Source organism: Actinoplanes sp. NPDC051388, from assembly GCF_055586225.1.
This window is the reverse complement of the sequence record NZ_JBVJIP010000035.1, coordinates 34944-49471: the sequence shown is the minus strand read 5'-3', so window position 1 is coordinate 49471 and position 14528 is coordinate 34944. Positions and strand designations below refer to the sequence as shown.

13 protein-coding genes are annotated in these 14528 nt (G+C 69.1%); 5 read left to right on the top strand and 8 right to left on the bottom strand.

Going from position 1 to position 14528, the window contains the following annotated elements; genetic code table 11:
- Nucleotides 1-4 precede the first annotated feature (4 nt).
- The 4 genes from ACZ6TI_RS47375 to ACZ6TI_RS47360 form a co-directional block, all read right to left on the bottom strand.
- Entirely contained in the window at nucleotides 5-871 is an 867-nt protein-coding gene (locus ACZ6TI_RS47375) for a branched-chain amino acid ABC transporter permease (protein WP_465351895.1), read from the bottom strand.
- A 125-nt stretch (nucleotides 872-996) separates the two neighbouring features.
- Nucleotides 997-2319: an ABC transporter substrate-binding protein gene (locus tag ACZ6TI_RS47370; RefSeq protein ID WP_465351894.1), complete on the bottom strand. Its 1323-nt coding sequence runs from the start codon at nucleotides 2317-2319 to the stop codon at nucleotides 997-999.
- A 60-nt stretch (nucleotides 2320-2379) separates the two neighbouring features.
- Nucleotides 2380-3987 carry a flavin-containing monooxygenase gene (locus tag ACZ6TI_RS47365; protein WP_465351893.1) on the bottom strand — a complete coding sequence of 536 codons (1608 nt, stop codon included), beginning with the start codon at nucleotides 3985-3987 and terminating at the stop codon, nucleotides 2380-2382.
- A gap of 63 nt (nucleotides 3988-4050) precedes the next feature.
- Complete coding sequence (locus ACZ6TI_RS47360) at nucleotides 4051-4944, bottom strand: alpha/beta hydrolase fold domain-containing protein (protein ID WP_465351892.1); 894 nt, start codon at nucleotides 4942-4944, stop codon at nucleotides 4051-4053.
- Nucleotides 4945-5230: 286 nt separating this feature from the next.
- On the opposite strand from ACZ6TI_RS47360, the gene ACZ6TI_RS47355 reads away from it, so the two are divergent.
- The 4 genes from ACZ6TI_RS47355 (at nucleotide 5231) to ACZ6TI_RS47340 (ending at nucleotide 9255) form a co-directional block, all read left to right on the top strand.
- Nucleotides 5231-6196, top strand: a complete 966-nt coding sequence (locus ACZ6TI_RS47355; RefSeq protein WP_465351891.1) for an AraC-like ligand-binding domain-containing protein — start codon at nucleotides 5231-5233, stop codon at nucleotides 6194-6196.
- A gap of 237 nt (nucleotides 6197-6433) precedes the next feature.
- Complete coding sequence (locus tag ACZ6TI_RS47350; RefSeq protein ID WP_465351890.1) at nucleotides 6434-7849, top strand: benzaldehyde dehydrogenase; 1416 nt, start codon at nucleotides 6434-6436, stop codon at nucleotides 7847-7849.
- Nucleotides 7850-7931: 82 nt separating this feature from the next.
- Nucleotides 7932-9044, top strand: a complete 1113-nt coding sequence (locus ACZ6TI_RS47345) for an NAD(P)-dependent alcohol dehydrogenase (RefSeq protein WP_465351889.1) — start codon at nucleotides 7932-7934, stop codon at nucleotides 9042-9044.
- A 13-nt stretch (nucleotides 9045-9057) separates the two neighbouring features.
- Nucleotides 9058-9255, top strand: a complete 198-nt coding sequence (locus ACZ6TI_RS47340) for a hypothetical protein (RefSeq protein ID WP_465351888.1) — start codon at nucleotides 9058-9060, stop codon at nucleotides 9253-9255.
- A gap of 115 nt (nucleotides 9256-9370) precedes the next feature.
- On the opposite strand, the gene ACZ6TI_RS47335 is transcribed toward ACZ6TI_RS47340, so the two are convergent.
- The 4 genes from ACZ6TI_RS47335 to ACZ6TI_RS47320 form a co-directional block, all read right to left on the bottom strand.
- The gene (locus ACZ6TI_RS47335; protein WP_465351887.1) at nucleotides 9371-9529 is read right to left on the bottom strand and encodes a hypothetical protein; all 159 of its coding nucleotides are present in this window, start codon (nucleotides 9527-9529) and stop codon (nucleotides 9371-9373) included.
- Between the two features lie 227 nt (nucleotides 9530-9756).
- On the bottom strand, nucleotides 9757-11319 hold the full coding sequence (locus ACZ6TI_RS47330; RefSeq protein ID WP_465351886.1) for a diguanylate cyclase domain-containing protein: 1563 nt from the start codon (nucleotides 11317-11319) through the stop codon (nucleotides 9757-9759).
- 271 nt (nucleotides 11320-11590) lie between these two features.
- Nucleotides 11591-13051, bottom strand: coding sequence for a GntP family permease (locus ACZ6TI_RS47325; RefSeq protein WP_465351885.1), 1461 nt, complete (start codon nucleotides 13049-13051; stop codon nucleotides 11591-11593).
- A gap of 1 nt (nucleotide 13052) precedes the next feature.
- The gene (locus ACZ6TI_RS47320) at nucleotides 13053-13640 is read right to left on the bottom strand and encodes a gluconokinase (RefSeq protein ID WP_465351884.1); all 588 of its coding nucleotides are present in this window, start codon (nucleotides 13638-13640) and stop codon (nucleotides 13053-13055) included.
- 132 nt (nucleotides 13641-13772) lie between these two features.
- Between ACZ6TI_RS47320 and ACZ6TI_RS47315 the strand changes: the two genes are divergently transcribed.
- Nucleotides 13773-14486 carry a FadR/GntR family transcriptional regulator gene (locus ACZ6TI_RS47315; protein ID WP_465351883.1) on the top strand — a complete coding sequence of 238 codons (714 nt, stop codon included), beginning with the start codon at nucleotides 13773-13775 and terminating at the stop codon, nucleotides 14484-14486.
- Nucleotides 14487-14528: the final 42 nt, after the last annotated feature.

Genomic DNA, 14528 nt, shown 5'->3' with positions numbered 1-14528 from the left:
CCGCTCATGCCATGCCAGCCATTGCGTAGGTCTTGTGCCGGCCGAGCCACAGCGTGACCGCGATCGCGATGACGAAGGGGGCGACCGACCGGTAGGAGCTCAGGGCCGCCACCTGCGTGAGGGACGCCTCGACGACGCCGACGACCAGACCGCCGAGCAGCGTGAGCCACAGCGACTCCAGCCGGCCGATGAGGGCGGCCGAGAGCGCGGGGATCACGAGGAACGTCAGATTGCTTGCGGTCAGGACGGTCAGGTCGGCGAGGAACAGCGCGCTCACGCCGGCGATGACCCCGCTCAGCAGCCACGCGAAGGCCTCCACCCGCCGGACGCGCACCCCGAGCATGCTCGACAGCTGCCGGTCGTTCGCCAGCGCCCGCATCAGTGTCCCGGTGACCGACGAGCGCAGGAACCAGGTCGCCAGCCAGGTCGCCATCACGGCCAGAGCGAGTGCCAGGATCTGGGTCACAGTGACGCGTACCCCGCCGATTTCGAGGTCGTAGGCGTCGGTCGGCAACGACAGCGAACGGGCCTTGTCGTTCCAATACCAGTTGCACAGGCCGACGACGCCGAGGGCGAGGCCCAGCGTCGCGGTGGCCTTGACCAAGGGGTCCCGGCCCATGAGCAGCGGCTCCACGAGCGTGCCCCACAGCAAGGACAAGGCCGCCGCGAGGAGGACGGCGACGCCGAGGGCTGCCGGGAGCGCCAGGCCGTAGAACGTGTACAGCTCCCAGCAGACCAGGACCCCGATCGCGCCGACACCGCCGTACGCCAGATTGAGCGTCCCGGACGCGCGGTAGAGGAGCACCAGCCCGACGCCGGAGAGCGCGTACAGCGCACCTACGGCGAGGCCGGTGACGAGATAGGAAAGCATCGGTTCAACCCTTCGGTGGCGCGAGGTCAGGGAGCCTGTGCGGAGGACGGTGCACGCACGGGGCGCGGCAGCGGGCGTCGTGGACGGGACGGGTGCGGGCGGGCGCGCACCCGCACCCGTCACCGTCACCGACCCACGAGGGCCGGGTTGGCCTTCTCGGCGGCGATGACATCGGTCAGCTCCGGGTCAGCGGTCTCGAAGCAGTCCGAGGCGGCGACGAACTTGCCCGAGGCGTCGAGCCTGACGTTGCGAAGCTGGTGGTTGGCGTTGTGGTGCCCCGACTTCCCGACGTACCAGGGGGTGCACAGCATGTCGCTGGTAAAGTTCTTGATCCCGACGACCGCCTCGGCCACTGTGGCGCGGTCGATCTTGGCCGGGTCGAGCTTGAGGAGCGTGTCCACCAGGACACGTGCCGCGAGGTAGCCGGCCTGGGAGAACGAGTCACGGGGCTGGTCGGCCGAGCCGTACTTCGCGATGACTCCGCGCCAGTTGAGGTTGTCCGGTGTCTGCGCGTCCAGCAGCGTGAACTCGGAATTCGTAAAGAACTTGCCGTTCCACCCTGGCCCGATCTGGGACGGGAACGTGGTGTCGTAGCACGACGTGAGGCAGCCGAACTTCAGCTTGTCCTGGAGTCCCTGCTGCTGGGCGGACTTCAGCAGCGACGCGTTGTCCGGCCCGGGGAACGCCGCGATGTAGGCGTCCGGTCTCGCACCGCCGATCTTGACAGCGATGCTGTTGGTGTCCTTGACCGGCAGCGGGGCCAGACTCGTGTACGGGACGTGGACACCGGCGCGCGCGGCGTACGCGGTCAGGCCGCGGTTCACCCAGTCGCCGATCTCGGGCAGCAGGGAGCCTACCGAGGCGATGGACTTCACGCCCTCCTTCTCCACGAAGTACTGCGCCTGCGACACCATGCTCAGCCGCGGCCCCGCGTTGAGCGGTGCCAGGTTGGCGCTGAAGAAGCACGAGCGCGGCACACCCACGCCGGTGATCGAGTACAGGTTCGCCGGAGCGTAGATCGGCTGCTCGATCCCGCAGGAGACGAACGAGGCGTCACCCACCATGGCCACGACCGAGCTGTCGTTGGCGAACCGCGTCGCCAGTGCGGACCCCTTCTGCGGGTCGAGGCCGTCGTCCTGGCTGTCGTAGCTCACCGGCCGGCCATTGATGCCGCCGTTGTCGTTGACGCAGTCGAAGTAGGCCTTGGCGGCCAGAGGGCTGGAGGAGAAGTCCACGCCGTTGGACATCGTGGAGATGGCGCCGACCTTGACCGGGGTCCCGGTCGCCTTCTTTCCGTTGGACAGGCCGCACTTGAGTGCGGAGTCCGCGACGTGGGTGCCGAGATCGGCGTCGGCCGTCCGGCCGGAGCGGCTCCCGCCGCAGGCCACCGACGCCGAGACGGCGAGCGCCGCCGCGGCGAGGGCGCTGGCGTAGCGCGTGAACTTCATCAGTGATCCTCCTGGATTTGGGTCGGTCGGGAGGTCGGTGGTTCAGGTGGCTCAGGTCTGTCATGTGATGACGAGGCCCTCGTAGTCGTTCTCGGCGACCTTGTTGCAGGTCTCCCGGTAGGCGGGGACGCCACCGACGTAGGGCATGAACACCCGGGGCTTGCCCGGGACGTTGGCGCCCATGTACCAGGACGCCGTCTTGAGGAACAGCGTCTGGGACGCGACGTCGTTGACGTGCTGGACCCAGTCGGCCTCGGCCCGCGGGGTCGGTTCGACCGTGCGGGCGCCACGCTCGCGGAGCGCCCGCAGGAGATCGGTGATGAAGTCCACGTGCTGCTCGAGCGAGTGGACCATGTTGCTGAACACCGACGGGCTGCCCGGGCCGTTGACGAAGAACATGTTGGGCAGTCCGGCGGACTGCAGACCGAGGTAGGTGACCGGGCCGGCGGACCAGTGTTCGGCGAGGGTCTCACCGCCGCGGCCCCGGATGTCCATCGCCAGCAGGGCGCCCGTCATGGCGTCGTAGCCGGTGGCGAAGACGATGTCGTCCATCTCGTAGAGGCCGTCGGCGGTGCGGATTCCGGCCGCGACGACCTCCTCGATCGGTGCGTCCCTGACGCCCACGAGCTCGACGTTCGGACGGTTGAACATCGCATGGAAGCCGGGGCCCACGACCAGCCGGCGGGCGCCGACGGGGTAGTCCATCGAGGTCAGCAACTCGGCGGTGCGCGGGTCGTCGACGGTCTCCCGCACCTTGCCCTTGAGGTACTCGGCGAGCGTGGCGTTGGCCTCCTCGTCGACGAGGAGGTCGGGGAAAGCGAGCAGGATGGCCGCTCCGCCGATCGGCCAGCGCTTGTCGTATTCCGCGGTGCGCTCCTCCTCGGAGACCGAGAGGGTCGGTTCCGGGCGCGTGGCGAAGTCGATGCCGAGTGGCGCCTGCCGGCCGAGCGCACGGCGTCTCGGGTAGCGAGCCTTCTCTTCGGCGAGGGTGCGCGGGTCGAGCGGTTCGTGCCGGGCGGGAACGATGAAGCTCGGCGTACGCTGCATGACGAAGAGGTGGGATGCCTCCTTGGCGATCTCGACGGAAACCTGCACGCCCGAGGAGCCGGTCCCGACCACGGCGACCCGTCGGCCGGTGAAGCGGACCTGCCCGGCCGGCCAGGCACCCGTATGGAACCGGCGTCCGGCAAAGGTCTCGATGCCCGGAATGTCGGGGAACCGCGGCTTCGACAGTGAGCCGGTGGCCATGACGACGTAGCGGGCGCGGGCCAGCGGTCCGTTCTCACCCCGCACGACCCAGATGTCGGCCGCCTCGTCGAAGCGCGCGCCCGCGACGCGGGTGGAGAGGACGATGTGCTGGCGCAGTCCGTAGCGGTCCGCCACGTGATCGAGGTAGCGGCGGATCTCCGGCTGCCCGGAGTACCGTTCAGGCCAGTCCCAGTCCTGCTGCAGCTTCTCGTCGAATGAGTAGGAGTAGTCGAGGCTCTCGAAGTCGCAGCGGGCACCGGGATAGCGGTTCCAGAACCAGGTGCCGCCGACGCCGTCGCCGGCCTCGTACAGAACGGCGGACAGGCCGATGCTGCGGGCGCGGTGCAGCATGTAGAGGCCGGCGAATCCGGCTCCCACGATCACCAAGTCGTACTGCGGCGGGGTGGTCTCGGTGGCCATGCGAGGTGCTCCTTCAGTGTGCTGGTGGGGCTGCGGCGCCTCGGGATCGGGATCGGCGGGACGTCAGCCGCCGAAGTGGCCGGCCATGAAGTCGCCGCACTGGGTGACGACGTCGCGTCCCTCGCTGAGGGTGAAGCCGAACAAGGGAAAGACATGGACCAGGCGCGGCCAGACCTGGAGAGTGGTCCGCACGTCGCCGGACGCCGCCCGGGCGGCCAGGCGGGTGGCGTCGTCCAGCAGGATCTCCGCCGTGCCCACCTGGATGAGCAGTGGCGGCAGCCCGGACAGGTCCGCCAGAAGTGGGCTGGCCAGCGGGTGTGAGGGATCCTGCCCGGCCAGGTAGTCCGCGGCCCGCAACCGGAGCCCGGCCGGGGTGAGCGATGGATCGGCCGCGGCCCTGGTGGCCATGGATGCTCCCGCACCGGTGAGGTCCACCCAAGGCGAGATCAGAACGGCGCTCGCGGGTAGCGGCAGGCCGGCGTCTCGGGCGGCGACCAGGGCCGCCAGGGCGAGTCCGCCCCCGGCGCTGTCGCCGGCGACGGAGATCGCCTCCGGGGGCACGCCCTGGTCGAGCAGACCGCGGTAGGCGGCCACGGCGTCGTCGACGGCGGCCGGGAAGGGGTGCTCGGGCGCGAGCCGGTAGAACGGCGCGACGCCGCGTGCGCCGGCGGCGGCTGCCAGCTTGCTCCAGAGCGTCCGGTACGCCGTCGGCGTCCCCGCCACGTACCCTCCTCCGTGCAGGTACAGGACGACGCGCTTCGGGTCGGCGGACGGCGTGGCCGACTGCACCGCCCGGATGCCACCGATCGTGACATCACCGAACGCAACGTCATCGTCGATCGGAAGGCCCGACAGCATGCCCTGGAAGATCTCGCGAAGGGTCGCCGGCTCCGCCTCGAACGACAGCGGCCCGCTGCGAATCATCTCGACGAGGGCCTGGAGCTCCTGCTGGCTCATCGACACGCTCCGTTCGCAACCCGACTGCAGGTCGCCGTTGATGACTGGTCCGGGAGGCCAACGTCGGCCGGTGCGACTGCAAGGGCCAGGCGAAACCGGGATGGTGGAGCGGGACGTTAGCCAGGCCGCACCGGGCTGACTTGCTTCGGACCGCACGACTTCCTGCACGTCACCGCACACTCCGCCGTCACCCCTGGACAGGGGCCCTGCGTCCGGGACAACACTCTGGTGCTGCCGACGCGATCGGTGTCACACTCGGTACTTCGTCACGAGGAGGTGACCTGCGATGATCGTCCAGTCCACCGACGAGGTGAGCGCGGCTCGCCGGTATGACTTCTGGCGCGAGGCGATCAGCGAGACCTTCGTCGACTTGGAGCTGCGTCCTCGCGACAACGACAACGACGCCCGGTTCACCGGCCAGCTCGTCGGTGGCGAGATCGGGGACGTCCGGCTGTGCACCGTTGCCGCCAGCAGCCACGAGGTGATCCGCAGCCCCGCATTGATCCGCCGGACCGGGGGCGACAGCCTGTTCGTGAGCCTGCTGCTCTCCGGCGACATCGTCTACACGCAGGAGGACCGCGTCGCGGAGCTCGTCCGGCCCGGGCAGTTCGTGCTGTACGACAGCGCCCAGCCGTACCGCGTCGTGTTCCGTGCGGGCTCCCGGCAAATCGTGGTCCGCGTCCCCCGCGATCAGCTCACCCGGCGCGTGCCCCGCGCCGACTACGCCACAGCGGTGACGATCAGCGGCGACAGCGGCGTGGGGGCACTGGCCTCCGGGCTGCTCCAGGCGCTGGCCCGGCGGGTTCTCGACGTCGACCCGCGGGTGACGCAGCCCTTGCTAGGCAACGCGATCGACGTGTTGGCGGCGGCACTGGCGCGCAGCGGCGGGCTCAAGGACGAGACGGCCTGTCGCTCCCTGCACCTGCAGCGCGCCCACGAGTGCATCAGGCGGCGCATCGCCGACGCCGATCTCACCCCGGCCCGCGTGGCGAGCGAGATCGGCGTGTCCGAGCGGTACCTCTACGCCCTGTTCCGGGCCGTGGGCTCATCACCGGCGAAGGTGATCATGGAGGAACGGCTGTCCCGGGCATGTTCGGCCCTCGGGTTGCCGCGGCTCCACCCCAGCACCGTCGAGGGCCTGGCCCTCAGTCTCGGCTTCAAGCACGCCACCCACTTCACCCGCGCGTTCAAGGACCGGTACGGGCTCCCACCGCGCCAGTACCGGGAACGGGCGCTGTCAGGGACGCCCTGACCCTCATCTGACCTCTCCCTCACCGCGTGGCGCCGGCGCCACGCGGTGAGGTCCGCGCGCGGCCGGCACCGGCCCGTAGTACCCGAATACGTTAGCGAGGCCGCCGGCCGCACCCGTCGCCGCGCCCCGAAACGCACCCCAGCACCCGAACCCGGACTCGCCGCCATCGACGCGGCCCATCTCCTGGAGGTTCCTATGCCCCTCTTGTCCCCGGACGTTTGGGCAGACAAGATCTTCGTGTCCGGTTGGCGCGCGGGTGGCGGTGGCGAGCAGGCCGTCGTCGAGCCGGCCACCGGCGAGACACTCGGCACGATCGGTGTGGCCTCGGCGGACGACGTCCGCGCGGCCGCCGAGCTTGCGGCCGCCGCCCAGCCGGAGTGGGCCGCCACGCCACCGGGCGATCGGGCGGCGGTACTGCGCCACGCCGGGCGGTTGTGGGAGGAGAACGCGGACGAGATCGGTCGTTGGATCGTCCGCGAGGCAGGGTCCATTCCGCGCAAGGCCGGCCTGGAGACCCGCATCGCCGCCGACGAGTGCTACGAGGCAGCCGCTCTGCCGACCCACCCGATGGGCTCGGTGTTGCCCTCGGCCGAGTCCCGCTGGTCCTTCGCCCGTCGCCGTCCGATGGGAGTCGTGTCGGTGATCGCGCCGTTCAACTTCCCGCTGATCCTCTCGGTCCGCTCCGTCGCCCCGGCCCTGGCGCTCGGCAACGCGGTCCTGCTCAAGCCCGACCCGCGCACGGCCATATGCGGCGGCGTCGCCCTCGTGCGCGTCTTTCAGGAGGCGGGCCTGCCCGACGGGCTGTTGCAGCTGCTCGTCGGCGGCCCCGACATCGGCGAAGCGCTCGTCACCGACCCGCGGGTGTCGGTGATCTCGTTCACCGGGTCCACCACAGCCGGGCGCATCGTCGGGCAGGCCGCGTCCGCGCAGCTCAAACGGGCGCACCTCGAGCTCGGCGGCAACAACGCCCTCGTCGTACTACCCGGCGCCGACCTCGCCAAGGTGGTCAGCGCCGCGGCGTTCGGGTCATTCATGCATCAGGGCCAAATCTGCATGACGACCGGCCGGCACATCGTCCACGAGTCGCTCCACGACGACTTCGTCGGGGCCCTCGCGGCCAAGGCCACCCGCCTGCCGGTCGGCAACCCCGCCAAGGAAGAGGTCGCCCTCGGCCCCGTCATCGACGCTGGGCAGCGCGACCGCATCGACGACCTCGTCCGGCGCACGGTCTCAGCCGGCGCCACCCTGGCCGCCGGGGGCACCTACGAAGGCCTGTTCTACCGGCCGACCGTGCTCGCCGCCGTCACCCCGGACATGCCGGCGTACGCCGAGGAAGTGTTCGGACCGGTCGCACCGGTCATCCCGTTCTCCACGGTTGACGAGGCGGTCAAGCTCGCCGCCGACTGTGAGTACGGCCTGTCCCTCGGCATTCTCGGGGACGTCGGTGTCGCGATGACCGTCGCCGACGCCGTCCCCTCCGGCATTGTCCACATCAACGAGCAGACCGTGGGCGACGAGGCGAACATCCCCTTCGGTGGCGTCCGGGCGTCCGGCACCGGATCCCGCTTCGGCGGTGCCGAAGCCAACATCGAAGCCTTCACCGACACCCAGTGGCTCACCGTCCGCCCCGACATCGCGCAGTACCCCTTCTGACGAACCCTTGCCGACCGACCCTGACCACCCGCCAGCCCGCACACCACCCGCGAAGTCCATTGGCACGACAGGGAGCCACCACATGAGGATCAGGGCAGCACTCATCGAGAAGACCGACGGACCGTTCACCGTCGTCGACCTCGAACTCGACGAACCAGGCCCGGGAGAGGTGCTGGTGAAGATTGCCGGCACGGGCGTCTGCCACACCGACGGCATCACCCGCCACGGCGACCTGCCCTTTCCCTTCCCCGGCGTCCTCGGGCACGAGGGTGCCGGCGTCGTCGAGGCGCTGGGTGACGGCGTCGACGACGTGGCGGTCGGCGACCACGTCATCATCGGCTGGCCGTCGTGCGGGACGTGCGGGCAGTGCCGCACCGGAGAACCGCGCTACTGCGACCGGCTGGGTGAGGCGCTCGTCGGCGGGAGCCGGCTGCTCGGCCCGAAGGCGGGGACCAGCGCGCTTCGCCGGCTCGACGGTACCCCGGTGCACAGCCACTTCTTTGGCCAGTCCTCGTTCGCGACCCACGCCCTCGCCCACCACAGCTCCCTGGTCGTCGCCCCGCGCAACCTGGCTGTCGAGAGCCTCGGACCCCTCGCCTGCGGGCTGTCGACGGGAGCCGGTGCGGTGCTGCAGACCCTGCGACCAGGCCCCGGATCCAGCCTCGTCGTGTACGGCGCGGGTTCGGTCGGCTTGGCGGCCGTCATGGCCGGCAGGTCCACGGCGGCAACGACGATCATCGCCGTGGATCGCCACGCCAGCCGTCTCGATCTCGCGTCGTCGTTCGGCGCCACACACACGATCGACGTCACGACCGACGAGCCGGTGGCAGCTGTCACGGACATCTGCGGTGGCCTCGCGGACTTCGCGATCGAGTGCACGGGCGTCATTAGTGTCTGCCGACAGGCCGTCGACTCCGTCGGCATGCTCGGCGTCTGTGCGCTCGTCGGCGGCGCGCCGGCGGGAGCCGAGCTCACGGTGGATCACCTGACAACGCTGTGGGGCAAGCGCATCCAAGGCATCCTTGGCGGTGGCGGCACCAGCCGTCGGCTGATCGGAACGCTGCTCGACCTGCATCTGCAGGGCCGCTTCCCCTTCGACCGCCTGATCGAGTACTTCAGCTACGAGGACGTCGAAGCCGCCTTGGAGGCGTCATTCTCCGGGACTGTCCTCAAGCCCGTCCTGCGGATGTCCTGAACCGCAGGACGACATGGCACTCCGCCCCATCCACCAACGACGCCGGGCGCCGCGCAAGGCGACCACGCTGATCGACGCCGATGACGTGCACGACGCGCGAAACGAGTTGCCGCTCAGTCTCCAGCGGCTGGTCGTGGACGCGTTTGATGACCGCGCCATCCTCCGGCCGGAAGCCGCGGACGCGGGTTCAGAATCTTCGATCACGGATTGAGGGTTCGTGTGCTCATTCGGCACGACTCTGCCCGCTATGAAAGTCGAGAGCGCTGACCGAACACGTTCTGAACTCGCCTCCTACCCGTGCGGGGCACAGTGTTGCAGATGGTGTACTACGCGATCACCTGGGCCGTGTTCGTCTTCTCGCGGCAGCCGGCGTCAACACCCGCATCGGCACCATCCGCTGCGACGGTCAACCGAAGGCGGCCGGCGGACGTGTCCAGGCTGGTGACGTGCGTCCGCTCGGACTGCTCGGCGAACAGGCGGTCCACGGCGCCGTGCAGCGCCTCGCGTAGCGCGGGGTCAACGCACCGCGACGGCCAGGTTGCCGCGGCGCCACCGCGCCCGGCGATCGTACGCAGGGAATCGCCCCACCGTACGGCTCAGCTCGCCGTCGATGCGAATCCTCTCCCGCCACAGCACGGCCTGGTCGGCAAAGGGTCCCGGGTCGCCCGCAGCTCGCGCAGCGCGGGATCTCCATTTCGACGTGCGCGGCGCGTCAGCCTGCCGCGGGTGTCGGCTGAAATTCCGTACCGGCTTCCGCGCTTCGGTTCGGTGGCGCCTCGTGGTACGCGTAGGTCGTCTTCATGGTTCCCCTCCCTTGTGCCTTGGCCCGGTACATCGCCAGGTCGGCGCGGTGCAGCAGCTCGTCAGAGGTGACCTGGCCAGGCCCGGCCACCGCGATCCCAATGCTCGTCCGTATCTGGATCGGCGCGTCTTTGATCAGCACCGGGGAGTTCAGATCATGGATGATCCGGTTGACCACTACCTGCGCGTTCTCCGACTTCACGATGTTGTTCAGGACGACGCCGAACTCGTCGCCGCCCAGGCGTCCCACTGTGTCCGAGCCGAGAACGTTGTGTCGCAGAACACTGCCGAGGGCCACCAGCATCTGGTCGCCCGCCTCGTGTCCGAGAGTGTCGTTGACCTGCTTGAATCCGTTGAGGTCCAGGAGCAGGACAGCCACGGCCTGCCCGTTACGGGTGCTGTTGACCAGCGCAAAGCTCAACCGATCATAGAGGTGACGACGGTTGGACAGGCCGGTGAGCGTGTCGGTGACCGCCAGTTCGTGAATCTCCCGCAGAACCACGACCTGCCTGGTCACGACTACCGCGGTGATCGCGATCGCGCCGATCGTCAGGCCGATGATGAGCAAGCCCGAGTCGGACACGGCTAGCAGCAGCAGCAGGTAGCCCAGGCCGATCGCCAGATACGGCAGCACGCTGGCCGTCCGGAGCTGCGAGGACTCGGTACGAAGGGTGTGGTGGCGGGCCTGCCGGCACTGCTCGAAGGCCGCCGCGGCGAGCAGGAAGACGCCGGTCAGCCAGCCTGCGTACTGCCATGCCGTCGACACGGTCGTGATCGCGCGGCTCTGTTGGTAGCCCAGCAGCGTGTCGCCGACAACCAGGCACACCATGGCGGCGCTCAACAGTGCCGCCGGGCGACGCGCGGACTCGGCAGCGCCGCGGAAGAGCACTATGAGCGCGCCGGAGATGAGGACCAGATCCAGGGCGGGGTAGGCGATCGCGGCGGCCAGCGCGTCGCCCGGGATCTGTCCGGCGGCAGCCACGCTCGGTCCGATCTGTAGTTTCCACAGCAACATGGCGCTGGCGATCGTCACGACGGCGACATCAAGCTGGGCGAGGTAACGCGCCCGCCGATGTTGCGCGCGCATCGGAAGCATCAGCATGCCCGTCAGCACCACCGGCACAAAACCGAGGCGGAACCAGTCAGCCGCCGATGGGAATCCAGTCCCCACCGGGACAAAAGCCCGAAGTACCGAGGAGATCTGTTGCATCAGGAAGCCCACGGCCACCACGCCCCAGGCTCGACGGGTGGCCAGATCCAGGTCGCGGTTGCGCCAGGCGAGCACAGCGAAGATCACGCTGAGCACGCCGTACCCCACAAACGCTGTCGAGACCACCGCGTTGAGCGGCTCGTCCGTGCTGCCTGTCATCATCAGCACCGCCAAGGCGGCGACCCATGAGGCGTACAAGGCGGCTGTGGCATGCTGCCAACCCGAGGCGCGCAACCGACGTATCGGTCCCGAATTCTCCAGCATGATCTACCTTCCCCGAGCCTGTACTACCCACACATCGGTTATCGGCAGGAGTGGCCTCGAACTGACGATTCCGAGACGGAACCACCAGCGCGGTGTGCCGTACCAGACGCTCTGCGCTGCGGCGCAGGGTCCCGACGGCTGGATCAACGGCGTGAACAAGCATTCGTGTGCAGGTAGTGGAGTACTGATTGATTCGGGCCGGCCCGGCACTTGGTGGCGCCGGGCCGGTCGTAGCCTGCCCGTGGGCCTCGCCCGCCGCCGGCGTGGTCGTTCAGATGAGCAGGCTGAGGAGGAGTACGAAGGCCAGGCCGCAGACGGAGATGATGGTTTCCATCAGTGACCAGGTCTTGATGTTCTGGCCGACGGTGAGTCCGAAGTATTCCTTGACCAGCCAGAAGCCTGCGTCGTTGACGTGCGAGAAGAATAGTGACCCCGCGCCGATGGCCAGGACGAGCAACGATGTCTCGCCGGTGTCGAGGGTGGTGACCAGCGGGGCGAGGATGCCGGACGCAGTTACTGTGGCGACGGTGGCTGAGCCGGTGGCCAGGCGGATGACTACGGCGATCAACCAGGCCAGCAGGAGCACGGACAGGCTGCTTTCGGCCACCCAGTCGGCGATCAGTTTGCCGATCCCGGTACTGATAAGCGTCTGCTTGAAGCCGCCACCGGCGGCCACGATGAGCAGGATCCCGGCGATCGGTGGCAGGGAGTGCTCTACCGAGCCGGCGATCGCACGGCGCTGCATTCCGGAGCCGAGACCGAGGGTGAACATGGCGACCACCACGGTGATGAGCAAGGCCACCAACGGGGTGCCGAGATTATCCAGCACACTGCGTGTCGGGTCTCCTTTGCTGAGGAAGATGTCGGCGAGGGCCTTGCTCATCATGAGCACGACGGGCAGCAGCACGGTGGCCAGGGTCATGCCGAACGATGGGCGACGGCGGGGCGGCCCGGCGGCGGGGTCCTCATCGCTGGCGGCCAGGTCGGCGTCGCCGAGGGCCACGCCGGGACGTGCCCCAGCGTTGCTCAGGGCCGGCTTGTCGTCGGCTGCGGTCGCGTAGAGCTCCGGTGCCGGCACGTTCACCCACCGGGCGGCGTATCGGGCGAAGACCGGCCCGGCGAGCACGACGGTGGGGAGCGCCACGATGACACCCAGCGCGAGAGTGACGCCGAGGTCGGCCTTGAGCGCGTCGATCGCGACAAGCGGGCCCGGGTGTGGCGGCACCAGGCCGTGCATGACCGACAGGCCGGCCAGAGCCGGGATGCCGACCTGGATCAGCGAGAGCCCGGAGCGGCGGGCGACGAGGAAGATGACCGGCATCAGCAAGACCAGGCCGATTTCGAAGAACATCGGCAGACCGATGAGCGCACCGACCAGGGCCATGGTCCAGGGCAGGAACCGGACGCTGGAGCGGCCCAGGAGGGTGTCGACGATCTGATCGGCGCCGCCTGAGTCGGCGAGCAACTTGCCGAACATCGCGCCGAGCGCGATAAGCGCTCCCACGCCGGCTGCGGTGTCGCCGAATCCTTTGCCGAAGGCGGTGACGGTCTCGGCCATGGGCAGCCTGCCGATGATTCCCACCAGGAGTGCGCCGAGGGTCAGGCTGAGGAATGGGTGGACCTTGAAGTAGGTGATGAGTATGACGATCAGCGCGATGCCGGCGAGGGCTGCGGGCACGAGCCAGGCGGCTGACGCAGTCTCCGCCGCGGCGGCTAGCGGGATGGTGGACATGTCATCCTCCGGAGGGTTGGGCCGTCGGGAAGTTCTGGTGCGCTGCGGGCGGGCGTGTCGGGTGGTCGGCGAGGGTCGCTACGGCGGTCAGACTGGCCGTCACCAGTTGGTCGACGGGCAGGTCGAGATCGAACACGATGCCGCGTTCGTCCGGCTGTAGCGGCTCGAGCGCCAGGTACTGGGAGTCGACGAGCGAGGCGGGCATGAAGTGCCCCAGCCGGCTGGCCATCCGCCGGCGTACCACTGCGGGCTGCGGGCCGAGGTGAATGAAGGCGAGCCCCGGCGCGGACTCGCGCAGGACATCGCGGTAGGAGCGTTTGAGTGCCGAGCAGCTGAGCACGCCGCCGGCGTTCGCCTGGGCCGCCAGCCAACTGCCGACGGCGCGCAGCCAGGGCAGGCGGTCGGCGTCTTCGAGCGGGACGCCGGCCGACATCTTCGCGATGTTGGCGGCGCTGTGGAAGTCGTCGGCATCCGCGAATGGCACCGTCAGGCGCTGGCTGAGGGCCGCGCCGAGCGTGGTCTTGCCGCAGCCCGACACGCCCATGACCGCCAGGAGCGGGGTGGTGGAGGGCGGTTCTTCATCGATCATGTTCCACCTCTCTGGTGATGTTTATCTCATGCTGCCATCACTAAGCATATCTTTCAAGGGTCAGAAACTAGAAGATAATATCTTTAAGGCCCGCGTGGCAGGCTCCCGATGAATCATGTGATGATTGACGGCATGGCGGAGAACGAGCGGGTCGGCCCACACGGCAGCCTGCACGGCAGCGTCCTCGATCAGCTCGGCGTCCTGATCACATCGGGCGACCTACCGGCCGGGCAGGTCCTGCGGATCGAACAACTGGAGGCCCGTTTCGGGGTCTCCCGGACCGTGGTGCGCGAGGCCATCCGGGTGCTGGAGTCGATGGGCATGGCCGCCAGCCGGCGCCGCGTCGGCGTCACGGTCGCCCCAGTGGCCAGCTGGAACGTCTACGATCCGCAGATCATCGCGTGGCGGCTGGACGGCGCCGGCCGCGAAGAGCAGCTCCGCTCGCTCAGTGAACTGCGCCGCGGTACGGAGCCGGTGGCCGCTGGCCTCGCTGCCCGGCGCGCGACCCCGGAGCAGTGCGGCTTGCTGACCGGTGCGGTCATGGACATGGCGGTGCACGGCCGAGCGGGAGACCTCGAGGCGTACCTCGCCGCTGACATCGTCTTCCACCGCACCCTGCTGGAAGCCTCGGGGAACGAGATGCTCGGCGCGCTCAGCGGCGTTGTCGCGGCGGTCCTGACCGGACGCACTCACCACCACCTGATGCCCGCCAACCCGGAACCGGCAGCGATCCGCTGGCACGCCGACGTGGCACAGGCAATCCAGGCCGGTGATGCCACGACCGCGGAGCGTGCCATGCGCGACATCGTCGAGGAAGCGACCGCCGCCATGCTGGGCCACGACTAGCCTGGGTGATTCATGGTGATCGTCACGGCGCGTCGTGTGTCG